General features: G+C 67.6%; 22 protein-coding genes. All 22 read right to left on the bottom strand.

Annotated elements, in window-relative coordinates; genetic code table 11:
• Positions 1-6 precede the first annotated feature (6 nt).
• The 22 genes from fghA to CK625_RS04785 all read right to left on the bottom strand — a co-directional run bounded on the left by fghA (position 7) and on the right by CK625_RS04785 (position 23,706).
• Positions 7-846 (bottom strand): S-formylglutathione hydrolase, encoded by an 840-nt coding sequence (gene fghA, locus CK625_RS04680; RefSeq protein WP_095539399.1) that lies wholly within the window; start codon positions 844-846, stop codon positions 7-9.
• Positions 847-864: 18 nt separating this feature from the next.
• Entirely contained in the window at positions 865-1,269 is a 405-nt protein-coding gene (vapC, locus tag CK625_RS04685; RefSeq protein ID WP_095539154.1) for a type II toxin-antitoxin system VapC family toxin, read from the bottom strand.
• Complete coding sequence (locus CK625_RS14075) at positions 1,266-1,613, bottom strand: type II toxin-antitoxin system VapB family antitoxin (RefSeq protein ID WP_238945521.1); 348 nt, start codon at positions 1,611-1,613, stop codon at positions 1,266-1,268. Before CK625_RS14075 ends, vapC begins: the two co-directional genes overlap by 4 nt.
• A 169-nt stretch (positions 1,614-1,782) precedes the next feature.
• Positions 1,783-3,063, bottom strand: coding sequence for a cysteine desulfurase-like protein (locus CK625_RS04695; RefSeq protein ID WP_095539155.1), 1,281 nt, complete (start codon positions 3,061-3,063; stop codon positions 1,783-1,785).
• Between the two features lie 260 nt (positions 3,064-3,323).
• Positions 3,324-3,785, bottom strand: coding sequence for a methyltransferase family protein (locus CK625_RS04700; RefSeq protein ID WP_095539401.1), 462 nt, complete (start codon positions 3,783-3,785; stop codon positions 3,324-3,326).
• An 8-nt stretch (positions 3,786-3,793) separates the two neighbouring features.
• Entirely contained in the window at positions 3,794-4,936 is a 1,143-nt protein-coding gene (locus CK625_RS04705; RefSeq protein ID WP_095539156.1) for an S-(hydroxymethyl)glutathione dehydrogenase/class III alcohol dehydrogenase, read from the bottom strand.
• A 31-nt stretch (positions 4,937-4,967) separates the two neighbouring features.
• Positions 4,968-5,267: a metal-sensing transcriptional repressor gene (locus CK625_RS04710; protein WP_095539157.1), complete on the bottom strand. Its 300-nt coding sequence runs from the start codon at positions 5,265-5,267 to the stop codon at positions 4,968-4,970.
• 430 nt (positions 5,268-5,697) lie between these two features.
• The gene (locus tag CK625_RS04715) at positions 5,698-7,965 is read right to left on the bottom strand and encodes a TonB-dependent hemoglobin/transferrin/lactoferrin family receptor (RefSeq protein ID WP_238945522.1); all 2,268 of its coding nucleotides are present in this window, start codon (positions 7,963-7,965) and stop codon (positions 5,698-5,700) included.
• 350 nt (positions 7,966-8,315) lie between these two features.
• Entirely contained in the window at positions 8,316-8,708 is a 393-nt protein-coding gene (locus CK625_RS04720) for a RidA family protein (protein ID WP_095539159.1), read from the bottom strand.
• Positions 8,709-8,726: 18 nt separating this feature from the next.
• Positions 8,727-9,197, bottom strand: coding sequence for an acyl-CoA thioesterase (locus CK625_RS04725; protein ID WP_095539402.1), 471 nt, complete (start codon positions 9,195-9,197; stop codon positions 8,727-8,729).
• Positions 9,198-9,271: 74 nt separating this feature from the next.
• The gene (locus tag CK625_RS04730) at positions 9,272-9,982 is read right to left on the bottom strand and encodes an ABC transporter ATP-binding protein (RefSeq protein ID WP_095539160.1); all 711 of its coding nucleotides are present in this window, start codon (positions 9,980-9,982) and stop codon (positions 9,272-9,274) included.
• On the bottom strand, positions 9,979-10,800 hold the full coding sequence (locus CK625_RS04735) for an ABC transporter ATP-binding protein (protein ID WP_095539403.1): 822 nt from the start codon (positions 10,798-10,800) through the stop codon (positions 9,979-9,981). The genes CK625_RS04730 and CK625_RS04735 overlap by 4 nt, the downstream gene beginning before the upstream one ends.
• The gene (locus tag CK625_RS04740) at positions 10,797-11,825 is read right to left on the bottom strand and encodes a branched-chain amino acid ABC transporter permease (protein ID WP_095539161.1); all 1,029 of its coding nucleotides are present in this window, start codon (positions 11,823-11,825) and stop codon (positions 10,797-10,799) included. The genes CK625_RS04735 and CK625_RS04740 overlap by 4 nt, the downstream gene beginning before the upstream one ends.
• Positions 11,826-11,829: 4 nt before the next feature.
• Positions 11,830-12,750, bottom strand: coding sequence for a branched-chain amino acid ABC transporter permease (locus tag CK625_RS04745; RefSeq protein ID WP_095539162.1), 921 nt, complete (start codon positions 12,748-12,750; stop codon positions 11,830-11,832).
• A 114-nt stretch (positions 12,751-12,864) separates the two neighbouring features.
• Entirely contained in the window at positions 12,865-14,082 is a 1,218-nt protein-coding gene (locus CK625_RS04750; RefSeq protein ID WP_095539163.1) for an ABC transporter substrate-binding protein, read from the bottom strand.
• 126 nt (positions 14,083-14,208) lie between these two features.
• Positions 14,209-15,879: an AMP-binding protein gene (locus tag CK625_RS04755; RefSeq protein WP_095539404.1), complete on the bottom strand. Its 1,671-nt coding sequence runs from the start codon at positions 15,877-15,879 to the stop codon at positions 14,209-14,211.
• A 139-nt stretch (positions 15,880-16,018) separates the two neighbouring features.
• Positions 16,019-17,197, bottom strand: coding sequence for an acyl-CoA dehydrogenase family protein (locus CK625_RS04760; protein ID WP_095539164.1), 1,179 nt, complete (start codon positions 17,195-17,197; stop codon positions 16,019-16,021).
• 1 nt (position 17,198) lies between these two features.
• Positions 17,199-18,059 carry an enoyl-CoA hydratase family protein gene (locus CK625_RS04765; RefSeq protein ID WP_095539165.1) on the bottom strand — a complete coding sequence of 287 codons (861 nt, stop codon included), beginning with the start codon at positions 18,057-18,059 and terminating at the stop codon, positions 17,199-17,201.
• Between the two features lie 38 nt (positions 18,060-18,097).
• On the bottom strand, positions 18,098-18,643 hold the full coding sequence (locus CK625_RS04770; RefSeq protein ID WP_095539166.1) for a MarR family winged helix-turn-helix transcriptional regulator: 546 nt from the start codon (positions 18,641-18,643) through the stop codon (positions 18,098-18,100).
• On the bottom strand, positions 18,640-19,452 hold the full coding sequence (locus tag CK625_RS04775) for an SDR family NAD(P)-dependent oxidoreductase (RefSeq protein ID WP_095539405.1): 813 nt from the start codon (positions 19,450-19,452) through the stop codon (positions 18,640-18,642). The genes CK625_RS04770 and CK625_RS04775 overlap by 4 nt, the downstream gene beginning before the upstream one ends.
• A gap of 2 nt (positions 19,453-19,454) precedes the next feature.
• Complete coding sequence (locus CK625_RS04780; RefSeq protein ID WP_095539167.1) at positions 19,455-21,860, bottom strand: bifunctional salicylyl-CoA 5-hydroxylase/oxidoreductase; 2,406 nt, start codon at positions 21,858-21,860, stop codon at positions 19,455-19,457.
• 127 nt (positions 21,861-21,987) lie between these two features.
• Positions 21,988-23,706, bottom strand: coding sequence for an MBL fold metallo-hydrolase (locus CK625_RS04785; RefSeq protein WP_095539168.1), 1,719 nt, complete (start codon positions 23,704-23,706; stop codon positions 21,988-21,990).
• Positions 23,707-23,864: the final 158 nt, after the last annotated feature.

The following is a 23,864-nucleotide window of genomic DNA, read 5'->3' on the forward strand; positions in this document are numbered from 1 at the left end:
AGGGACTCAGGCCGCCTTCAGCGCCTTGGCGTGGTGCGCGAAGTGATCGCCGATGAAGCTGGCGATGAAGTAATAGCTGTGGTCGTAGCCCGGCTGCATGCGCAGCGTCAGCGGGTGGCCCGCTTGCGCGCAGGCTGCCTGCAACAGCTCGGGCCGCAGTTGCCCGGCCAGAAACTCGTCGGCATCGCCCTGATCGACCAGCAGCGGCAGGCGCTCTTGCAACGCCGTGCCCACCAGCGCCACCGCATCGTGCTGCCGCCATGCGGCCTCATCATCGCCCAGATAGGCGCGCAAGGCCTTCTGCCCCCAGGGCACCTGGCTGGGCGCAACGATGGGGCTGAAGGCGCTCACGCTCTGGTAGCGGCCCGGATGGCGCAGCGCCAGCGTCAGCGCGCCATGCCCGCCCATGCTGTGGCCGCTGATGGCGCGCGCGCCGCTGGCCGGAAAATGCTGCTCGATCAGCGCGGGCAGCTCCTGCACCACATAGTCTTCCATGCGGAAATGCGCCGCCCAGGGCGCTTGCGTGGCGTTGACGTAAAAGCCCGCGCCCTGGCCCAGGTCGTAGCCCTCATCATTGGCCACCCCTTCGCCACGCGGCGAGGTATCGGGCGCCACCACGATCAGCCCATGCTGCGCCGCCCACTGCTGCGCCCCGGCCTTGGTGATGAAGTTCTGCTCCGTGCAGGTCAGGCCCGAGAGCCAGTACAGCACCGGGCACTTCTGCCCCGCCAGCGCCTGGGGCGGCACGTAGATGCCGAACTTCATCGGCGTGCCAGTGCTGGTGGCGTCGTGTTGCCAGACCTCCTGGCGGCCGCCAAAGCTGGCGTGGTGTTCGGTGCGTTGCATGGTTTTTTCCTCCAATGCTCAAACGGCCGCCAAGCGCAAAGGCACGTGCTTTGCGGCATATGAAAAATCGCGGTCCGTGGTCAATAGCAGCAGATCATGTTCGATGCACAGTTGCGCCAGCAGGGCATCGATCGTGCCCAGTTGCACGCCCGCCCTGCGGCAGGTGTTGCGCAACTGCGCGGCGGCGACATGGGTTTCGACAGAAGGCACAAGCAGGCGCAGCGCCTGAAATCGCTCGATGATTTGGGCTTGGTCTTTCGCCCCCGAGAAACCCTGCAAAAGCTCCTGCAAAATGATGGCGGCCATGCAAATGGTTTCTCCGCCGGTCAGCGCTTTTCTCAGGAAATCGACTTCGGGAGCAGCCACCTCTTGATTGCGGCGCAAGGCCAGAGACCAGACACTTGTGTCAACCAGCAGATTCATTTTTCATGCCGGCTTCGCTCTGCCTTGTAGCTGTAACCGTCGTCCCATTGCAGCTGGCCGAAAAGCTCGGTGATTTTCTGTTGCTCCCTGCGGGCAATGAACTCCTTCAGCGCAAGCGTCACCGCCGCCTTCTTCGTGGTTTCGCCACTGAGCAAAAGCGCACGCTCAATCAGGGATGGGTCAAGAGCCAGATTGGTCGCCATCATGCCTCCACACATCGTTCTGCACACTGGCAGGTAGGTTTGCAAATTCGCCGGCTGGGTTGAGGATCGCTGCCCAGCGCTTCGCAATGAATGTGCTGCGCCAGCCCACCCTGCAAGCAACGGCGACGAAGCACCTTCCATGGGCAAAGTCGCATGAATGGTAAGCCATTCAAGGCAAGCATGGCGGGGCCGGTTTGACGACCACGGCACGAGAAGCAAATTCGTCGCGCTGGCCCAGGCGCTGGGCTGCCCGCAGCTCACCCAGCGCAGGCAGGCACTGCGGGCGTTTTTGCATACGGCGCGCGTGGCGCTACGCCCCATGCTCTGCCAGCCATTCGTCCAGCAGCGCAAAGAAGCGCTCGATTTCCGCATGGCTGGTGTAGTGCAGGCAGCCGATGCGCAGCAGGCCGGTGTCTGCAATCCCCAGATGGCGCAGGATGTCCAGCGCGTAGAAGTTGCCACTGCCCACGGCCACGTTGCGCTGGCCGAACCATTGGCTGATGGCGTAGGGGTCGCAGATGACGCCGCTGCCATCGACGATGTTGAAGGCAAAGGTCGGGCTGCGCCCATGCGCGCTGTCGTGGCCGTACAGGCGCACGCCGGGGCGCTGGCGCAGCCCCTGCAGCACGGCTCGGCTGATGCCCAGCTCGTACTCGTGCACGCGCGCATAGCTGGCCTGAAGGCGCGCGCGGCGCGCGGCGGCGCTGCCGCCCGCCGCTGGCCCTGGCTGCTCCAGGGCTGCCAGCTGCGCCCAGTAATCGATCATGGCGATGAAGCCGGCCTGCGCCTCGAACGATTGCGTGCCCTGCTCCCAGCGGCCGGGCACGGCCTCGGCGGCGGGTTCGACCTTGTACGGGCGCAGGCTTTGCAGGTGCTCGCGCTTGCCATAGCACATGCCCAGGTGCGGGCCGCCGAGCTTGTAGGCCGAGGCGAAGAGGAAATCGCAATCGAGCGCACGCACATCGACCAGTTGGTGCACCGCGCCATGCACGGCATCGATGCTCACCCAGGCGCCCACCTGGCGCGCAGCCCGCACCAGCGTGGCCGCATCGGCAAAGCTGCCTGTGACGTTGGAGGCCAGCGCAAAGGCCAGCAGCCGCGTCCTGCCATCGACCAGGCCCGGCAGCGCGGCATAGTCCAGATCGCTGCCATCGGCGTTGAGCGGCACGAAGCGCACGGCCACGCCCTGCTCCTGGGCGGCGCGCTGCCATGACGAGACGTGGGAGAAATGGTCCATGCGGCTGAGCACGATGTTGTCGCCCGCCTGCCAGGTGCGCGCCACGGCGCGGCTGAGGTTGAACATCAGGCTGGTGGAGTTCAGGCCGAAGAACACCTCATCGGCCGCGCAGCCCAGCCAATCGGCCGCGGCGGCGCGGGCATCGCCCACCAGGGTGCTGGTGCGCAGGCCGGCATCGGCATAGCCGCCGAAATTGCTGTTGTAGCGCCCCAGGTAGCCCACCATGACGTCGAGCACCGCCTGCGGCACCTGGCTGCCGCCCGGGCCATCCAGAAACAGCGGCAACTGGCCGCCCGCATCGGCATGGTGCAGCGCCGGGAAATGGCTGCGGATGGTGTCGATGGGGTAAGTCATGGGCAACTCCGTGGTTCAAATAGGGCAATCTCAAGGGATGTGATGTACACACTTTTCGGGCTGATGCGTGCAACGCCAATCCTTCTTGGGCTTTAGTAGCGATTTTTTGCCCAAGCAGCGGTCTGTCACTAAATGCTTTCTATTTTTCTTCGAACCAGCAACGAATAAAACATGTGACACCCCCCACTCAAAAAGAAATGGAACTGACATTTTCAATCCGTTCATCCCCAAAGCGATTTCCACTGAGGCGCAAAGCGGATTCAACACCAGCGCCGCACCCGTTCCAGGTAATCGGCATACGGCTGGCCGAACTTGTGCAGCAGGATGCGCTCTTCGGGCTGGATCTGAAGGCGCTGCAGGCAGGCGATGAACAGCGGCACGGCCAGCAGGGCCAGCGGGTGCGCCAGCCACAGCGCCCAGCCGATCAGGCACAGCGCCATGCCCAGGTACATCGGGTTGCGACTGTGGGCGAAAACGCCGGTGGTGACAATGCGCGCCGCGGCCTGCGGCTGCAGCGGGTTGACGGTGGTGCGATGGCGGCGAAAGGCCAGCACGCCCAGTGCCGCCACCGACAGGCCGGCGGCCATCGACAGCCCGGCCAGCCAGGCTTTCATCGGTAGCGGCCAGGCCCATTGCGGCAGCGCCGCCGCCATGCCGTACATGGCCGCCGCAAACAGCCCGGCCAGCAGCGGCGGCGGGATTTTCAGCTCCAGCGCGCGCATGGCCCGCATCAGTAATGCACCACGCTGCGAATCGACTTGCCCTCGTGCATCAAGTCGAACGCGCGGTTGATGTCATCCAGCCCCATGGTGTGGGTGACGAACGGGGCCAGTTGAATCTCGCCCTTCATGGCCTGCTGCACCATGCCAGGCAGTTCGCTGCGGCCCTTGACGCCGCCAAAGGCCGTGCCCAGCCAGCGGCGACCGGTGACGAGCTGGAAGGGGCGCGTGCTGATCTCCTGCCCCGCGCCGGCCACGCCGATGATGACGCTCTGGCCCCAGCCGCGGTGCGCGCATTCCAGCGCGGCGCGCATCACCTGCACGTTGCCAATGCACTCGAAGCTGTGGTCCACGCCCCAGCCCGTCATGTCGATGATGACTTGCTGGATGGGCTTGTCGTGGTCCTTGGGGTTGACGCAGTCGGTGGCGCCGAAGGTGCGCGCCAGCTCGAACTTGGCCGGGTTGGTGTCGATGGCGATGATGCGCCCGGCCTTGGCGAGTTTTGCCCCCTGGATCACGGCCAGGCCGATGCCCCCTAAGCCAAACACGGCCACGGAATCGCCCTCTTGCACCTTGGCGGTGTTCTTCACCGCGCCCAGGCCAGTGGTCACGCCGCAGCCCAGCAGGCAGACCTGCTCGGGGTTGGCGGCCGGGTCGATCTTGGCCAGGCTGACCTCGGCCACCACGGTGTATTCGCTGAAGGTGCTGCACCCCATGTAGTGGTAAATCGGCTGGCCGTTGTAGCTAAAGCGCGTGCTGCCATCGGGCATGACGCCCTTGCCCTGCGTGGCGCGCACGGCCACGCAGAGGTTGGTCTTGCCGCTTTGGCAGAACAGGCATTCGCCGCATTCGGCGGTGTACAGCGGGATGACGTGGTCGCCCGGCTTGACGCTGGTCACACCCTCGCCCACATCGACGACGATGCCTGCGCCCTCGTGGCCGAGCACGGCGGGGAAGATGCCTTCCGGATCTTCGCCGCTCAGGGTGAAGGCGTCGGTGTGGCACACGCCGGTGTGGGTGATGCGGATGCGCACTTCGCCAGCCTTGGGCGGGGCCACGTCGATTTCGACGATTTCCAGCGGAGCGCCTGCCTTGAAGGCCACGGCGGCGCGGGATTTGAGGGTTTTGCCAGCGGTGTCGGCGGTGGCGCTCATGGCAGGTCTCCTTCGTGGGGTGGGTGGGGGGCTAACGCAGGTAGGAGCGCACCAGCGCCACGGCCTGGTCGATGGCCTGATGCTGGCGCGCGTGGGCCGCATCGCGCTCGGCATCGGGGCCGCAGTCGGCATGGCCGAAGGTCTCGCGCAAATGGCCTTGCAGCACCTCGGCCATCAGGCCGTTGACGGCGCCGCGCATGGCGGCCAGTTGCTGCAACACGGCGCCGCACTCGGCGCCTTCGGCAATGTTGCGCTCCAGCGCCTGGGCCTGGCCGCAAATGCGGCGCAGCCGGGTGATGGCGCGTTTTTTCTCTTCGGGGGAATGGGGCATGGCTTGGCGGCTTGCAAATGGCGCGTGGCCCAGCACCGGGCGCAGGCCACATACTGCGGGGCAGTATAGCGAATGGCCTGCAAAAAGCCATGCGCAATGGCTACCCGTGCAGGCAGGATAGAGCGGTTTCGATTCTGATGAAGACATTTCCTGCAAGCGCCGCTGGTTCTCGTCACACCCGCGAAGGCGGGTGTCCAGCCGCGACGCGCACAGGGATGGCGCTGCCGTGGGCCAATCCCCCCTCTCATGCACAGGGGGGCGCTGGATGCCCGCCTTCGCGGGCATGACCAGAGCGACTTGCGAGATGGCGATGCCAGTCAGCGACCAGGTCTTGGATTTGTCAACGTTCGAGCAGAACACGCTCTGGCGCAGGCAGAAAAAAACCCAACCGCAAGCGGTTGGGTTTTCAAAAGGTGGTTGAAGGCTGGCCTCAGAAGCTCGCCACCACCGACAGGCTGAACTTGCGGCCTGGCTGGCTGTAGGCGTCGATGGTCGGCAGATCGGCTGTCAGGCCGCGCACATCGCTCCAGCGCCAGTACTTGCGGTCCGTCAGGTTGTGCACCGCCGCGTTCAGGCGCACGTCGCCACGGGCATGGCGCAGCAGGCGCCATTGGCCGCTGAGGTCGAACGTGGTCGCCGCAGCCGGCAGGAAGGGGGCTGTGGGCGCGGCGCGCGGGTCGCTGGCGCGCGCCACGTCGCCGGCCTTCTTGGCCCAGCGGTGCGTCATGTCCAGGCGCACCATCCAGGCTGGCTGGGCATAGCGCACGCCCAGGTTCAGGCGTGCGGGCTGCACGCTGTCGATGGGCTGGTTGCCCTCCTTGTTGCGGCCACGGGCCATGCCGAAGGCCGCCGGGAAGGACAGCTCGCCGCCGGCTACCTGCGGCAGGCGGTATTCGCCGGCCAACTCGAAGCCGCTGATGCTGGCGCGGCCGGTGTTGATGGCCTGGAACACCAGCGGATCGCCGGGGCGGCCCGTGCCGGCCACGCGCTGGTTGTCAAGGATGAAGTCGCGGTAGCGACCGTGGAAGGCCGCGGCCTCCAAGCGCCAGCGCTCGCCCTGGCCCTTGACGCCCAGCTCCAGGTGCTGGGCCTTCTCGGGCTTCAGATTGGGGTTGGGCACGGTCATGTAATGGCCGATGGGGTTTTCAAAGAAGCGGTTGAGCTGATCGGCCCCCGGCGTGCGAAAGCCCGTGGCCCACTGGCCGTAGAGCGTCCAGTCCGGCGTCACGTCCAGCGTGGCCCCCAGACGCGGCGACAGGGCCGAGCCGCTGCGGTTGGCTGCCACGCCGGCGAAGCCCTTGGCGCTGGCGGCGATGCGGTAGCGGTCCCAGCGCAGGCCGGGGATCAGGCTCCAGCCGTTGCCGATGATCTCATCCTGTACGTACAGGCCGATGGCGGTCTCGGTCGTGTCCGGGAAGCGTTTGAGCGGGAAGGTCTCGCCCGCTGGCGGCGTCATGCCGGTCTGCAGGTTGTCGGCCTCGGTGCGCGCGCCATCCAGGCCATAGGCCAGCTTGTGCGCCAGAGCGCCGGTGCGCAGCAGCTTCTCGGCCTGCACGCTGGCCTGCAACAGGTTCTCATGGTCCAGCGTGTCGCGCACCTGGGCGGGCTGGCGTTCGCGCGTGTTCTCGAAATGCTCCAGCGAGCGCAGGCGTTGATAGGCCAGCGAGGTGCGCAGCGAATCGGCCACCGGGCTGTCCAGCTCGAACTGGCCCTGCCAGCTCAGGCGGCGGCGCTGGTTGTCGGTCTTGCCCGAGGCGGTCAGCGTGGTCACGCCGCGCGAGACGGAGCCGTATTGCGACAGCAGCTGCAAATCGTCGCGCTTGCTGACGTACTCGGCCGAGAAGGTGTGGCGCTGCGCCGCATTGGGCTGCCAGACCAGCTTGCCCAGCAGCGCCGCATCGCGCGTGTCCTCCGGGTTGGGCTTGGTGCGCAGCGCGCTGGCGCTGTCGTTGCTGCCACGGTTGTCCAGCGCATGGCCCTTGAGCGCGCTGCCCGAGAGCAGCCATTGCACACTCTCGCTGGCCTGGCCCGCCACCGTGGCGCTGGCGCGCACGGCGCGGCTGTCGCCCTCATAGCCCAGGCCGGCCTGGCCGCCCAGGCGCTTGCCACCCTCCAGGTAGCTGGCCGGGCTGCGGGTGAAGAACTGCACCACGCCGCCGATGCCGTCCGAGCCGTACAGCGCCGAGGACGGGCCCTTGATGATCTCCACACGCTCGACCAGGCCGAAGTCCACGTTGTCGCGGCTGGACGCGCCAAAGCTGTAGCCGCGCGGCATGCGCACGCCGTCCACCAGCATCAGCACGCGGTTGCCTTCCAGGCCGCGGATGTTGAAGCCGGCATTGCCGCTGCGCCCGTCGCGGCTGTTGATGGTCATGCGGTTGGAGCGCCGCTCCACCGTCACACCGGGCACGGTCTCGGCCAGCTCGCGGATATCGCCCAGCTGGCGCTCTTGCAGCGCCTGCTCCTCAACCACCTGGGCGCTGGCGGGCACTTCGCGCAGCGTGCGCTCGCTGCGCGTGCCGGTCACGACGACGGCGGGCAGTTCCTTGTCGTGCGCCTGTTGTTTTTCCTGCAGGGGTGCAGCGGCCGTTTGCGCCAGTGCGCCGCCGCCGAGCAGGCAGCATGCAGCGGCCAGGGCCAGCGGCGTGCAGCGCATGGCCCATGGGCCAAGGCCTTTGTGAGCTTGGTGTGGGGTCATTGGTGAATCCATTTAAAAAGAATGATGAAAATCGTTCCTATTCTATTTTTCTGTGTTACCAATGGTCAATGAATTGCATCCTGCGCAGCAGATGGCTGTGGCTGGAATGCTGACATTTGTTGCAAATTTGCCATAGCAGCGGCTCCAGCACCGCACATAAAAAACCCCGCAGAGTTTGCCCCTGCGGGGTTGAGACTTGCCGCTTGCCTGTGGCTGCAGCGCAGCAAGGGGCGGCAGGCCCAGTCATGCCGCATCCTGCGCGGCAGACAAGGCGGAGTCGCCAAGGGCTGCAAGCGGCGCCGAAGCCTTCGGCGCTGTGCCGCAGGCACAGCGCGGCGGCACGCCAGCGCTCAATCGGGCAGCACGGCGGTGACTTCGATTTCCACCTTGGCGCGGTCTTCCACCAGATCGGCCACCTGCACGGCCGTCATGGCGATGTTGAAGTTGCCGATCAACTCGCGGTAGGCCCGGCCGATTTCGGGGTAGGCGGCAACGTATTCCTTCTTGTCCTTGACGTACCAGGTCATGCGCACGATGTGCTGCGGGCCGGCGCCGGCCTCGGCCAGCACGTCCACGACGTTTTGCAGCGCCTGGCGCACCTGGCCGGCCAGATCGTCGGTGTGGAAGACGCCTTGGCCGTCCCAGCCGATCATGCCGGCAACGTAGATTTGCGTGCCGCGCACGGCCACGCCGTTGGCATAGCCTTTGGGGCGGGGCCAGCCTTGGGGGAGCAGGACTTGCATGGGGATTTCCTTTGTTTGTCAAGAAAGTTCAGGGCGCGCGACGCTGGCGGCCGCGCCAGCGGCTGGCGCTGGCTGCATGGGCGCTGGCGGCAGCGCTTGCAACGCGGCGCGCACGTCTTCGGGGATGGCGATGGCCTGGTGCGTATCCAGGTTGGTAAAGACCAGCACCTTGCGCGCCTGCACGCGCAACTGCGCGCCGGCGCGGCATTGCATGTGCAGGGTCAGGGATTTGCCGCCTGCGCGCTCAACCCACAGGCCAAGCTGCACGTCATCGCCCATGCGGCTGATGGCGCGGAAGTCGCACTCCAGCCGCGCGATGGGCAGGCCGATGCGGCGCGGCCCCAGCATGTGCGCGTAGCCAATGCCCAGGCCGTGGTCGAACCAGTCTTCCACCAATTGATTGAACAGCACCAGGTACTGCGGGAAGAAGACGATGCCAGCGGGGTCGCAGTGCGAGAAGCGGATGCGCAGCGGGCGCTCGAAGTGCATGGGCCGGGGCGCGTGCGCGGCGGCGGCGGTGGCGGCGGAAGTTGTGGGCGGCGTGGGCATGGCGGCGCTCCTGGTCAAACGCCGATGTAGCGCTGCCACAGCGCAGGCTCTTGCGCCAGTTGCGCCGAGCTGCCCTGCCAGACGGGCTGGCCGCGCTCGATGATGGTGTGGCTGTCGGCCAGCTCGATCAGGCGCTGCACGTATTTGTCGATCACCAAGATGGTCTGGCCCTGCGCGCGCAGCGCGGCCAGGCATTGCCAGATTTCCTCGCGGATCAGGGGCGCCAGGCCCTCGGTGGCCTCGTCCAGGATCAGCAAATGGGGGTTGGTCATCAGCGCGCGGCCAATGGCCAGCATTTGCTGCTCGCCGCCCGAGAGCTGGTTGCCCATGTTGTGCTGGCGCTCTTGCAGACGCGGGAACAGGTGGTAGACGCGCTCGAGCGTCCAGGGCTGCGCGCTTTGGCAGCGGTTGGCGGCAAAGGCTTGCAGGTTTTCGCGCACGCTGAGGTTGGGGAAGATTTGCCGCCCTTCGGGCACCACGGCCAGGCCCATGCGGGCGATGCGCTCGGGCGGCAGGCGCTCGATGCGCTCGCCGCGAAAGCGGATGCTGCCGCCAAAGGCGCGCGTCAGGCCCAGGATGGTGCGCACGGTGGTGGTCTTGCCCATGCCGTTGCGCCCCAGCAGCGTGGCCACGGTGTGTGGGGCAATGGCGCAGTGCATGCCAAACAGCACCTGGCTTTGGCCGTAGCCGGCTTGCACGTCTTGCAGTTCCAACAGGGCGCTCATGCGGTGCTCTCCATCGGGGCGGCGTTGGGGTGGGCGAGCGCATCCAGCTCATCGCCCAGATAGGCGCGTTGCACCTCGGGGTGGCAGCGGATGTCTTGCGGCGCGCCGGTGGCGATGACCTTGCCGAACACCAGCGCCGAAATCCGGTCGGCCACGCGAAACACCGCGTCCATGTCGTGCTCGACCAGCAAGATGGTGGCCTGCTGCTCTTTGAGCGCCAGCAGCAGCTGCACCATGCGCTCGGATTCCTCCGGCCCCATGCCGGCCATCGGCTCATCGAGCAGCAGCAGCTTGGGCGAGAGCGCCAGCGCCATGCCCACTTCGAGCTGGCGCTGCTCGCCGTGCGACAAGTCGCCCGCCAGGCGGGCCAGGCGCGCGCCCAGGCCGACGCGCTGGGCAATCTGCGCGGCCTGCTCGTAGCGCGAGCGCTCGGCGCGCGCGGCGCGCCAGAAGGCAAAGCTGCTGCCGCTGCGCGATTGCAGCGCCAGGGCCAGGTTGTCCAGCACCGGCAGGCGCTTGAAGATGCTGGTGATCTGGTAGGAGCGCACCAGCCCCAGGTGCACGCGCCGGTGCATGGGCTGTGCGGTGATGTCCTGCCCATCGAACAGGATGCGGCCGCTGCTGGGCGCCAGCGCCCCGGCGATCTGCGCGATCAGCGTGGTCTTGCCCGCGCCGTTGGGGCCAATCAGCGCGTGCAGCTCGCCGGTGCGCACTTGCAGCTGGGCGTGGTCGGTGGCCGTCAGCCCGCCAAAGCGCTTGACCAGATCGTCCACATGCAGCAAGGGCGGGGGATGGGAAGTCTGCGCCGCGCCCGTCATGCCGCCCTCCTGTAGGCCCATTGGCGCAGCCGCGCGGGCAGGCTGAGCACGCCGTTGGGCGCGGCCAGCACCACCGCCAGCAGCAGCGCGCCCAGATAGAACTGCCAGTGGATGGTGTAGCTCACCAGCACCTCCTCCAGCAGCAAGAACACCACGGCCCCGGCAAAGCCGCCGTACAGATAGCCCACGCCGCCCAAAATCACCATGATGAGCAGCATGCCCGACTGGCTCCACTGCATCAGCGCCGGGCTGACGAAGCTGGCCTGATTGGCCAGCAGCGCGCCGGCCAGCGCGGCCATGGCCCCGGCCAGCGTGAAGGCGGCCAGCTTGTAGCGGTAGGTGGCAAAGCCCAGCGCCTGCATGCGCGTTTCGTTCTCGCGGATGCCTTGCAGCACATGGCCAAAGCGCGCATTGAGCAGGCGCTGCACCAGCACGAAGGCCAGCGCCGAGAGGGCCAGCACGACGTAATAAAAATGCGTGTCCGAAGCCAAATCGATGCCCAGGCCCAGCTCCGAGCGCTGCATCAGCGACAGGCCATCCTCGCCGCCGTACTGCTTGAGCGAGACCATCAGATAAAACAGCATTTGCGCAAAGGCCAGCGTGATCATGATGAAGTACACGCCCTGCGTGCGCAGGCTGATGGCGCCAATGGCCAGGGCAAACAGCGCGCCCAGCGCCATCGCCAGCGGCCAGGTCAGCCAGGCCGAGGCCCAGCCCGCTTGCATCGCAATGCCCACGGTGTAGGCCCCGATGCCCAGAAAGGCCGCATGCCCCAGGCTGACCATGCCGCCATAGCCCAGGATCAGGTTCAGGCTGGTGGCCGCCAGCGTGAAGATCAGGATGCGGCTGGCCACGGCGATGTAAAAGTCTCCCTCCAGCGCCGTCAACACGCTCGGCAGCGCCAGCAGGCCCAGCAGCAGTGCAGCGCTGACCGCGCGCGGCAGGCGCTGGTCCAGCAAGCTGGTGACGGCAGGGGCGGCAAGGGCAGCGGGGGTGGTGGCAGAGGTGGCAGATGGGATGGTCATGGCATCAGCCTCGCGCGGGGAACAGGCCGCTGGGCTTGAAAAACAGCACCACGGCCATGAGCAGGTAAATCAGGATGGAGGCCACCGCCGGGCCGGCGTTGGCGGCCAGCTCGGCATCCATGAGCTGGCGAAACAGCAGCGGAATCAGCGTGCGCCCGGCCGTATCGACCAGGCCCACCAGCAAGGCCCCCAGCAGCGCGCCGCGGATGGAGCCAATGCCGCCGATGACGATGACCACAAAGGCCAGGATCAGAATGCTCTCGCCCATGCCCACCTGCACGGCCAGCAGCGGCCCGAGCATGCCGCCAGCGAGCGCGCACAGCCCAGCGGCAAAGGCGAACAAGGCGGTGAACAGCAGCCGCACGTTGGCCCCCATGGCCAGCGCCATCTCGCGGTTGGACGCGCCCGCGCGCACCTGCATGCCGATGCGCGTGCGCGTGATCAGCCAGTACATGCCCAGCGCCACCAGCAGCCCCACGCCGATGATGAACAGCCGGTAGGCCGGGTAGCTCAAGCCCGGCGCCAGCGTGACGGGGCCCGCCAGCGCCGCCGGCGGGTTGAGCTGGATGGGCTGCGGCCCCCAGAGCATGCGCACGGCCTCATTGGCCATGAGCATGATGGCGAAGGTGCCCATGACCTGCGAGAGATGATCGCGCCGGTAAAAGCGTTGCAGCACCGCGCGCTCCAGCAGCACGCCCACCAGCACGGTTGCGCCGATGCCGCCCAGCAGCCCGAGCCAGAACGAGCCGCTGGCCGCCGCGATGCTGGCGATCAGGTACGCGCCAATCATGTACAGCGAGCCATGCGCCAGGTTGATCATGTCCATGATGCCGAACACCAGCGTCAGGCCAGCGGCCAGCAGGAACAGCATCAGCCCGAATTGCAGGCCGTTGAGCAGTTGCTCCAGAACCAGGGTGGTTTGCATGGAAGAAAAGAAAAAAGGATGGGGGCGGACGCCCGCGGGGGCGTCGCACAGCGCCGGGGCAAGAACGCCATCGCATCAAGCCCGGCTGTTTTTGAACAGGCTTTGGGCAGACGCTTACTGCGGCATCTTGCAATCGCCCACGTAGGCATCGCGGTGGTTCTCGAAAGCCTTGCCGATCAGCTTGTTGGTGACCTTGCCGTCTTCGCCCTTGACCACTTCGCGCATGTAGTAGTGCTGGATCGGGAAGTGGTTGGTGTTGAAGCGGAAATCGCCGCGCACCGAGCTGAAGTTGGCCGCCTGCAAGGCTTTGCCGATGGCGGCCTTGTCCTTGAGGTTGCCGCCCGTGGCCTTGACGGCCGAGTCGATCAGCATGGCCGCGTCGTAGCCCTGCGAGGCGTACAGCGTGGGCGTGCGGCCGTATTCCTTGCGAAAGTCCTCGACGAAGCGCCGGTTGGCGGCGTTGTCCAGATCCCAGGCCCATTGCGAGGCGTTGTAAATGCCCACGGTGGCCTCGCCCACGGCGCTGATGACGTCCTCATCGGCGGAAAAGCCCGGGGCGAACAAGGCCATGCTGTCTTTCAGACCCGCGCCGTGGAACTGCTTGATGAAGTTGATGCCCAGCCCGCCGGGCAGGAAGAAGTACACCGCCTCGGCCCCGGAGGCGCGAATCTGCGAGAGCTCCGCGCCATAGTCCAGTTGCGACAGCGGGGTGTAGAGCTCCAGCGCCACCTCGCCCTTGTAGAAGCGCTTGAAACCGGCCAGCGCATCCTTGCCGCCGGGGTAGTTGGGGGCGATCAGCGCCACTTTCTTGACGCCCTTGTCCTGCACGGCCTGGCCTACGGCCTCGTGCTGGTTGTCGTTCTGGTAGGCGGCGCTGAAGAAATAGGGGTTGCACTGCCCTCCCGCCAGTTGCGAGGGGCTGGCGTTGGCGCTGACGTAGTAGGTCTTGTTGGCAAAAATGGCCGGGGCCACGGCCAGCATGATGTTGGAGAACACCACGCCGGTCATGAAGTCCACCTTCTCGCGCTTGAGCAGGCGGTCGGTGGTTTGCTTGGCCGCGTCGGGGCTTTGCTGGTCATCGACGATCACCACCTTGGCCGGCAGGCCGCCAATCTTGCCCTCGGTGTGCTTGAGCGCGAGCTGAAAGCCGTCGCGGATGTCGATGCCCAGCGTCGAGCCGGGGCCTGAAAGCGTGCTGAGCAGGCCGATCTTCACCTCCTCGGCGGCCGAGGCGGCCTGGGCCAGGCACAGCGCCGCCGCACCGGCCACGGCGGCCAGGGTGTGGGAGCGAAGGCTGGAAAAGCGGATGCTGGGGCGGGTGGTGCGGGTCATGCGGGTGTCTCCTTGAATGTCATGAATGGGGTGGAGCAAAGGGCCTGCTGCATTTGCAGGGCGAAAAAGTATCGCATCCGGATCAGGGCAATCGGGCGCTTGGGCCAGGCTTTGGCCCAGGCACTTTCACCCATGCTGCTCGCCCATGCGGCGCTTGAGCGCGCTGCGCTGGAGCTTGCCGGTGGTGGTGCGCGGCAGCGCGGCGATGAACTCCACGGCGCGCGGGTATTTGTAGGGCGCCACGGTCTGCTTGACGAATTCCTGCAAATCCACGACCAGTTCGGCATCGGCGGCCACGCCCTCCTTGACGACGACAAAGGCCTTGACGATCTGGCCGCGCTCCTCATCGGGCACACCGATGACGGCGCATTCGGCCACGGCCGGGTGCTGCATCAGCGCCTCCTCCACCTCGGGCGCGGCAATGTTGTAGCCCGCCGAGATGATCATGTCGTCGGTGCGCGCCTGGTAGAAGAAGTAGCCGTCCTCGTCCATCAGATAAGCGTCACCGGTGAGGTTCCAGCCATCTTGCACATAGGTTGTCTGGCGCTCGTCGCGCAGGTAGCGGCAGCCCGTGGGGCCTTTGACGGCCAGCTTGCCCACCGTGCCCGGCGGCAACTCGTTGCCCTCGTCGTCCTGCACGCGGGCGCGGTAGCCGGGCACGGGCTTGCCGGTCGCGCCCGGGCGGGCGTGGGCCTCGTCGGCGGAGATGAAGATGTGCAGCAGCTCGGTCGCGCCAATGCCGTCGATCAGCTCGATGCCGCTGGCCTGCTTCCACAGCGCGCGCGTGGAGGCGGGCAGCGCCTCGCCCGCGCTGACGCATTTGCGCAGCCGCGTCTGGGCCAGCCGCTCGCCCAGCGCGGCCATGGCGCGGTAGGAGGTCGGCGCGGTGAACACCACGGTCGCGCCGTATTCGACGATGGCATCGAGCAATTGCTGCGGCCCGGCCTTTTCCAGCAGCACGCTGCTGGCGCCAATGTCCATGGGAAACAGCACCAGCCCGCCCAGGCCAAAGGTAAAGCCCAGCGGCGGGCTGCCGATGAAAACATCGTCCTCGCTGGCGCGCAGCACGTGGCGCGGCCAGCACTTGCAGATGGCCATCACGTCGCGGTGGTAGTGCATGGTGGCCTTGGGCACGCCGGTGGTGCCGGAGGTAAAGCCCAGCAGGCACACGTCGTCGCTGGCCGTGTCCACGTTGGCGAAATCGGGCGCGGCCTGCTGCATGGCGCGGTGCAGGCAGGGCAGCTCGGCCCCGCTCGATGGCGCAGCCAGCGCGGTGTTGAAGTAACGCACCTGCGCAATTTGCGCCAGTTGCGGCGCGGAAGATGGCATCGCGCGCGCGGCCTCCAGCTCGCCGGCCAGGCGCGCATCGCACAGCGCGTGGCTGATCTGGCCGATGTCGATGATGGTGCGCAGCTCCTTGGCGCGCAGCAGCGGCATCACCGCCACGGCAATGCCGCCGGCCTTCATCACCGCAAACCAGCAGGCCACCATCCACGGCGTGTTGGGCGCAAACAGCAGCACGCGGTTGCCCGGCTGCAAGCCCATGTCCTGCACCAGCACGTTGGCGATGCGGTTGGCGTGGGCCTGCAAGTCGGCGTAGCTCCAACGCGTGCCGTCCGGCGCGCGCAGGCACAGGCGAGCGCCGCGCCCTTGGGCCACGTGGCGGTCGAGCAATTCAGTGGCGCAGTTGAGCTGCGCGGGAAATTGCAGCTCGGGCAGCTCGAACAGGTATTCGGGCTGCTGCTGCAGCGGCGGCAGGTTGTCGCGCGCAAAGGTGTCGGTATGGGCGCTGGGCATGTGGTTTGTCTCCTGCATGGGCGCTTTGCGCCTCTTTTTCATAGCAGCCGATAGGAAATCAAATGTCCCGTTTTCGGCAACATGGGCAATGGGTCGTGATGCACTTTGACGTGTCGATCAGCAACCCATGTCCACCGCTTCAGGTTTTGAGGGCCTTGAGCAGCTCGCGGCCGATGATGAGTTGCTGCACTTCGCTGGCGCCTTCGTAGATGCGCAGCGCGCGGATCTCGCGGTACAGCGACTCGACCGGCTGGCCGCTGACCACGCCCAGGCCGCCGAACATCTGCACCGCCGCGTCGATGACCTGCTGGGCGTTTTCGGTGGCGGTGAGCTTGGCCATGGCCGCTTCCTTTGTGACGCTGTGGCCGCCATCGCGCAGCCAGGCGGCGCGGTAGGTGAGCAAGGCGGCGCTGTCGATGGCGGTGGCCATTTGCGCCAGCTTGCTCTGGGTGATCTGGAAGTCGGCCAGCACGCCGCCGAACATCTGCCGTGAGGTGGCGCGCAGCAAGGCCTCTTGCAGGGCGCGGCGCGCAAAGCCCAGCGCGGCGGCGGCCACCGAGGTGCGAAACACATCCAGCGTGCGCATGGCGACCTTGAAGCCCTCGCCGGCCTCGCCCACGCGGCAACTGGCGGGGATGCGGCAGCCCTCGAACTTCAGCCGCGCCAGCGGGTGCGGGGCGATGACCTCGATGCGCTCGGCAATCGTCAGGCCGGGGGTGTCGGCATCGACGATGAAGGCGCTGATGCCGCGCGCGCCGGGCGCTTCGCCAGTGCGGGCGAAGACGACGTAGAAATCGGCAATGCCGCCGTTGGAGATCCAGGTTTTCTCGCCGTCGAGCACGTAGTCATCGCCCTGGCGGCGCGCGGCGCAGGCCATGGCGGCCACGTCCGAGCCGGCCTGCGGCTCGGACAGCGCAAAGGCCGCAATGGCCTGGCCCGCCGCCACGCGCGGCAGGTAGCGCGCACGCTGCTCGGGCGTGCCGTGCAGGCTGATGGCGCCGCTGCCCAGGCCCTGCATGGCAAAGGCGAAGTCGGCCAGGCCGCTGTGGCGCGCCAGCGTCTCGCGGATCAGGCAGATGGCGCGCGCGTCCATGCTCTGGGCCGCCTCGCCCACGGCATGGCGCAGCCAGCCCGCCTCGCCCAGGGCCTGGACGAGCTGGCGGCAATGCGCGTCCACATCGCTGCCGCTGCCGTGCGGCTCATAGGCGATAGGGGCAATGTGGGCGCTGGCCCAGGCATCGAGCTGCTGCGCCAGCTGGGCGTGGCGCGCTTCGAAAAACGGCCATTGCTGGTAGGAGGTGTCCAAACCGCGCTGCATGTCAATCTCCCTGGAACACGGGTTTTTGCTTGGCCACGAAGGCGTGGTAGGCGCGCGAGAAGTCCTCGGTCAGCATGCAAATGGCCTGGGCCTGGGCCTCGGCCTCGATGGCCTGGTCAATGGTCATGCTCCACTCCTGGTGCAGCATGGTTTTGGTGATGCCGTTGGCAAAGCTGGGGCCGGCGGCCAGCTCGGCGGCCAGTTGCCGGGCCTGCGCCAGCACCTCCTCGGGCGCGCACAGGCGGTTGAAGTAGCCCCAGCGCTCGGCCTCCTCGCCGCCGAGCACGCGGCCGGTGTAGAGCAGCTCGCTGGCGCGGCCCTGGCCGATGATGCGCGGCAGCATGGCGCAAGCGCCCATGTCGCAGCCGGCCAGGCCGACGCGGTTGAACAGGAACGCCACCTTGGCGCGCGCCGTGCCCAGGCGCAAGTCGGATGCCATGGAGATGATGGCCCCCGCGCCCGCGCACACGCCGTCGATGGCGGCCACGATGGGCTGCGGGCAGGCGCGCATGGCCTTGACCAGCGCGCCGGTCATGCGCGTGAACATCAGCAGCTCGGGGGCCTTGAGCTGCACCAGCGGGCCGATGATTTCATGCACGTCACCGCCCGAGCAGAAGTTGCCGCCCGCGCCGGTGACGACCACGGCCTTGATGTCGCTGGCCCATTGCAGCTGGTGAAACAGATCGCGCAGCTCGGCGTAGCTGTCGAAGGTCAGCGGGTTCTTGCGGTCGGGGCGGTTGAGGGTGATGGTGGCCACCGGGCCATCGGCCTGCCACAGAAAATGCTGGGCCTGGTAGCCCGCCATGGGCTTGCGGTTGCCGGCCTGCAAGGCCGGGTCGATGCGGGTTTGTGCGCTGTTCATGGGTTTGGCTGCTCCTGCAATGTCGTTGGGTGGATGGGTCAGGCCTGCGCGTCCTGCGCGGCCAGCAGCACGCGCAATTGGCCCAGTTGTTCGTAGAGCGCGTCCTTGTCGCGCTTGCCCAGGCCAGCCAGCAGCTCGGCCAGCAATTGCTCGTGGGCCTGGGCCATCTTGCGAAACTGCCGCCTGCCCTTGGGCGTGAGCCTGACGTAGAGCGAGCGGCGGTCCTGCGGGTCGGGGATGCGCTCGACCAGGCCGTCCTTGACGAGCTGGTCGGTCAGCCCGGTGACGCTGCCGCCGGTGACCATCAGATAGCGCGAGAGCGTGTTCATGCGCAGCCCCTGCGGGTGGCGGTCGAGCTGGGCCAGGTAGTCAAAGCGCGGCAGCGTGGTGTCGAACTGCTGGCGCAGCATCTGGCGGATGCGCTGCTCGATTTGCTCGGTCAGCGAGAACAGGCGCAGCCACAGCCGCGTGTCCAGGTGGTCGTCCTGCTGGGCGCGCGCCTCCAGGCCGATGTGCTCCTCGCCCAGCAATCGGCTCAGGCCAAAGCGGCTTTGCGCGCTGCCGCCAGCGGCGCTGTGGCTCATGGCATCACCTCCCCGCCGGCCACGGCGATGGCCTGGCCATTGACGGCGCCCGCGCCCGCGCCGCACAGCCAGGCCACGGCATCGGCCACTTCAGCGGGCTGCACCAGGCGGCCCTGCGGGTTGCTTTTGACGAACTCGGCCATGGCCTGCTCGGCGCTGCGGCCGGTTTTGGCGACGATGTTGTCGATGGCCTCACGCACGATGTCGGTGTCGGTGTAGCCGGGGCAAACGGCGTTGACGGTGATGCCCTTGCGCGCCAGCTCCAGCGCCAGCGCGCGCGTCAGACCGATGACGCCGTGCTTGGCCGCGCAGTAGGCGCTGACGTAGGCATAGCCGATTTGCCCGGCCGTGCTGGCCACGTTGACGATGCGGCCCCAGCCAGCGGCCAGCATGTCCGGCAGCGCCGCCTGGGTGCACAGCATGGTGCCGGTGAGGTTCACGGCCAGCATTTGCTGCCACAGCGCCAGCTCCATCTTGGCAAAGGGCGCGGTCTGCGCCTGCCCGGCGTTGTTGATGAGGGTATCGATGGGGCCAAAGCGCTGGCGCGCCTGGGCCAGCGCGGCCTGCAACTGCGCGGGCTCGCTGACGTCGGCGCTGACGGCCTGCATGGCCTCGGGCCATTCGGCGGCCGCGGCCTGCAAGGCATCCAGCCGCCGCCCCAGCAAGGTGACGCGAAACCCATCGGCCACCAAGCGGCGGGCGATGGCCGCGCCAATGCCGCTGCCGCCGCCCGTGACCAGGGCATGGCGCAGCGCGGGCGCGCTGGCCGCAGCAGGGGATGCGGGGAGTGCGGTGTTGCCCTGCACCATGCTCATTGCCCCTGCCCGTTGGATGCGGCATTGCCCGGCGCGCGCGCCTGGGCGGCGGCCAGCGCTGCCAACGCAGCCTGTTGGGCCGCTTGCTCGCGGGCGAAGTTGGCCTCCATCTGCGGCTTGCCCGAGCGGTACTGCGGCGGCCAGGTGATGGCGGTGTGGCCGATCTTGGCCGCCTCAGTCAGCGTCCAGGCCGGGTTGGCCAGGTGCGGGCGCGCCACGGCGCACAAATCGGCGCGGCCTGCGGCCAGGATGCTGTTGGCGTGATCGGCCTCGCTGATGGCGCCCACGGCGATGGTGGCAATGCCGGCCTCCTGGCGGATGCGGTCGGCAAACGGGGTCTGGAACATGCGGCCGTACACCGGCTTTTCCTGCTTGCTGACCTGGCCGGAGGAGACGTCGATCATGTCCGCGCCAGCGGCCTTGAAGGCTTTGGCGATCTCCACCGCATCGGCCGGCGTGGTGCCGCCCTCGACCCAGTCGTGCGCCGAGATGCGCACCGACATGGGCTTGTCCTCGGGCCAGGCGGCGCGCACCGCGGCAAACACCTCCAGCGGGTAGCGCAGGCGGTTTTCCAGGCTGCCGCCGTATTCGTCGGTGCGCTGGTTGGTCAGCGGGCTGATGAAGGAGGAGAGCAAATAACCGTGCGCGCAGTGCAGCTCCAGCCAGTCCGCGCCCGCCTCGTGGGCCGCTTGCGCAGCAGCCACGAACTGGGCCTTGATCTGCGCCATGTCCTCGGCGGTAACCGCCTTGGCCGTCTGGCTCACGCCGGGTAGGTATTGCTGCTCGGAGGCCGAGACGATGGGCCAGTTGCCCTCGACCAGCGGTTGGTCGATGCCCTCCCAGGCCAGGCGGGTCGAGGCCTTGGCCCCGGCGTGGCCGATCTGGATGCCGATCTTGGCATCCGTATAGCTGTGCACCCAGTCGATGATGCGTTTGAAGGCGCCCGTGTGCTCGGGCTTGTACAGGCCAGGGCAGCCGGGGGTGATGCGCCCTTCGGGGCTGACGCAGGTCATCTCCACCATCACCAGACCCGCGCCGCCCATGGCGCGCGCGCCCAGGTGCATGAGGTGGTAGTCGCCCACCAGGCCGTCGCGGGCCGAGTACTGCGCCATGGGCGAGACGACGATGCGGTTCTTCAGCGTCAGGCCGCGCACCTTGTAGGGCGTGAACATGGGCGGCGTGGGCTTGTCCTGCGCGGGCAGTTGCCGCTCTGCCGCATCGGCCGCGCGCTGGGCGAACCAGCGCTCGTAACCCTCCAGCCAGGCGGCATCGCGCAGGCGCAGGTTCTCGTGGCTGATGCGCTGGCTGCGCGTGAGCATGGAGTACATGAATTGCTCGGGCTCGAGCTGGTCGCAATAGCGCTGGCCGCAGACCTCGAACCACTCCATGGCGTTCCAGGCCGCGTTTTGCAGGCGCAGCGTCTCCACGCGGCGCGCCTCCTGATAAGCAGCCAGCACGGCAGGGATCTGCGCCGGGGCGTCGCCCAGCAGTTGGAACTGGCGCGTCAGCTCGATGGCATCCTCAATGGCCAGCTTGGTGCCCGAGCCAATGGCAAAGTGCGCCGTGTGCACCGCGTCGCCCATCAGCACCACGTGGCTGCCGCGCTCATTCTTGAGCCACCACTGCTCGCAGACCACGCGCTGGAAGTTGATCCAGGCCGAGCCGCGCAAATGCCGCGCATTGGTCATCAACTTGGCCCCACCCAGGTTTTCGGCAAACAGTTGCTCGCAAAAGGCGATGGACTGATCCTGATCGGCGCTGTCCAGCCCGTGGGCGCGCCAGGTTTCCTCGGTGGTTTCGACGATGAAGGTCGAGGTGTTCTCGTCGAACTTGTAGATGTGCGCCTGGAACCAGCCGTGCTCGGTGCGGCGGAAGTCGAAGGTGAAGGCGTCGTACACCTTGTTCGTGCCCAGCCAGATGTAGCGGTTGGGGCGGGTGACGATGTCGGGCTTGAAAACGTCCTCGTACTTCTTGCGAATCAGCGAATTGATGCCGTCGCTGGCGACGATCAGGTCGGCATCGGCGTAGTCCTCATCGGATTGCACCTCGGTCTCGAACACCAGCCGCACGCCCAGTTGCTCGCAGCGCTCTTGCAGGATGTTGAGCAGCTTCTTGCGCCCGATGCCCACAAAGCCATGCCCGCCCGAGCGGATGGTGCGGCCCTTGAACAGCAGCTCGATGTCGTCCCAGTGGTTGAAGGCCTGCTCGATCTCGGCGGCCGATTCGGCATCCCACTGGCGCATGTTGTCCATGGTCGCGTCGGAGAACACCACGCCCCAGCCAAAGGTGTCGTAGGGCTTGTTGCGCTCGACCACGATGACCTCGTGCGCCGCGTCGAGCTTTTTCATCAGCAAGCCGAAATACAGCCCGGCCGGGCCGCCGCCTATGCATACGATCTTCATGCCGCACCTCCTGTACGGCATTTATTTTTTGACTCAATTGTTTAGCTGTCAATTAAAAATTCGCAGCCAGACCCTGGGAATTTCCCCTGGGGCGGGCGGGGCGTGAATTCAGCGCCTGTTCACACCCTCAGTGCGGCGCGGCGTCGGGCTCTGGCATGGGGATGCGCTGCAGGCCCAGTTGCGGGTGCAGCGCAGCCAGGCGCTGCACGTGGGCCAGCAGCGAGTAGCGCGCCACCGGCCAGAGCGCGCGCGGCGCATCGGCGTAGGCGCTGGCCAGCCAGTCATCGACCGTGCCCTGCGGGGCCTGTTCGATGGCCTGCAGCACCTTGGCCTCGCGCTGCAGCCGGTGTGCGCGCAGCTGCGCAATCACCTGCGGCGCCTGGCCCAGCACGTGGCCGTGCGCGGGCAGGATGAACTCGATGCCCCAGCGCGCGCAGGCCTGCTGCAACAAATCCAGCGAATCGAGAAAGGCCTGCATGCTGCCATCCGGCGGCAGCACCACGGTGGTCGTGCCGCCGAGGATGTGGTCGCCGCTGAAGAGCAGGCCGTCTTCTTCGAGCACGAAGCACAGGTGGTTGGCCGTGTGCCCGGGCGTGTGCAGCGCATGCAGGGTGTGGCGCACGGCGCGGCCATCGCCCAGCTGGCCCTGCAGCACCAGGGTGTCGCCCGTGCCCAGCGGCTGCTCGGGCGCAAAGCGGCTGTCGCGGCGCGCATGCGGGCCCGAGGCCATGCCGCAGATGGCCGGCCGGCCGCCGCCGGCGGCTTGCACCAGCGCCTGCAGCGGCGCGGCGCCGGGCGAGTGGTCCGGGTGCGAGTGGCTGCAGACGATGTGCCGCACCTGCGCGCCGGTGTGCTGCACGATGCGCTGCAGGTGCTGGGCATCGTCGGGGCCGGGGTCGAGCACGATGTAGCCGGTGGCGGGCTCGCCGATCAGGTAGGTGTTGGTGCCCGGGCCGGTCATCAGGCCTGCATTGGGCGCGGTCAGGCGCTGGACGTGGCGCAGCAGGGCGCGTGGCTGGTCGTGGCGCCAGTCCAGCTCGTGCAGCAGCTGGCCGTCCGGGCAGACCAGATGCAGCTCGCCAAAGGCCGGCTCGTGCTCCATGTAGCGCACTTCGCGGCCGTCCAGCCAGCCGGCGCGCGGGCAGCTCACGGGCATGACCGGCCCCTGGCGGCAGGCGGCCAGCACGGCCTCGGCGCTGTCGAACTGTGCCAGGCGGCGCAGGCTGCGGATGGTCGGGTACACCAGCGGCAGCTGGCCTTGCTCGTGGCGCTGCAGGGCCAGCGCCGGGCTGATCCAGGTGGCGTCGAACTGCTCGACCTCGTCGGCCACGGCCTGCTGGCCCTGTGGCGCGCGCGCCAGCAGGAACGGCACGTCAAAGCGCATCGGGTAGTCGCGGTCGGTGATCCAGTGCGCAAAGGGGTAGATGGCATCGAGCGCCAGGCGCCAGCCCAGGCGCTGCAGCTGGGGCGCCAGCGGCTGTTGGCGGGCGATGCCGGCAGCGGTCAGCGCCTGGCTGTCGGGCATGCGCCCCTGGGCATCGCGCGCCAGCAGAATGCCCAGCTCTTCCAGGCACTCGCGCACGGCGGCGGCGGCCAGCTCGGCCTGGCGCGCATCCTGCTGCGGGCGCAGCTGGGCCAGCGCCGCTGCGGCGGCGTCGCCGGCGTCGATGCCGCCGCCGGGGAATACATAGACGCCGGGCACAAAGCGCGCCTGGTGCGAGCGGCGCGAGAGCAGCACCTCAAAGCCCTGGCCCTGCGGCGCATCGCGCACCAGGATCAGCGTGACGGCGGGGCGCGTGGGCGCGGGCGTGAAGGGCGGGTGCAGGTAATAGTCGGGACGGATCATGCGCAGCTCGGGAAGATGCCTGGCCCCCCGGGCGCGCTGACCGCCCGATCGGCAAATGCAAGCAGGTGCAAGCAGGTGCAAACAGATTCGGGTAGATGCGAGCGGCGCTGCGAGGGTGCGGGCCTGCTTTATAGCAGTAGCAGCAGGCCATCGCGCTG

This window comes from Vandammella animalimorsus (genome assembly GCF_002285265.1).
Classification (GTDB): domain Bacteria; phylum Pseudomonadota; class Gammaproteobacteria; order Burkholderiales; family Burkholderiaceae_C; genus Lampropedia.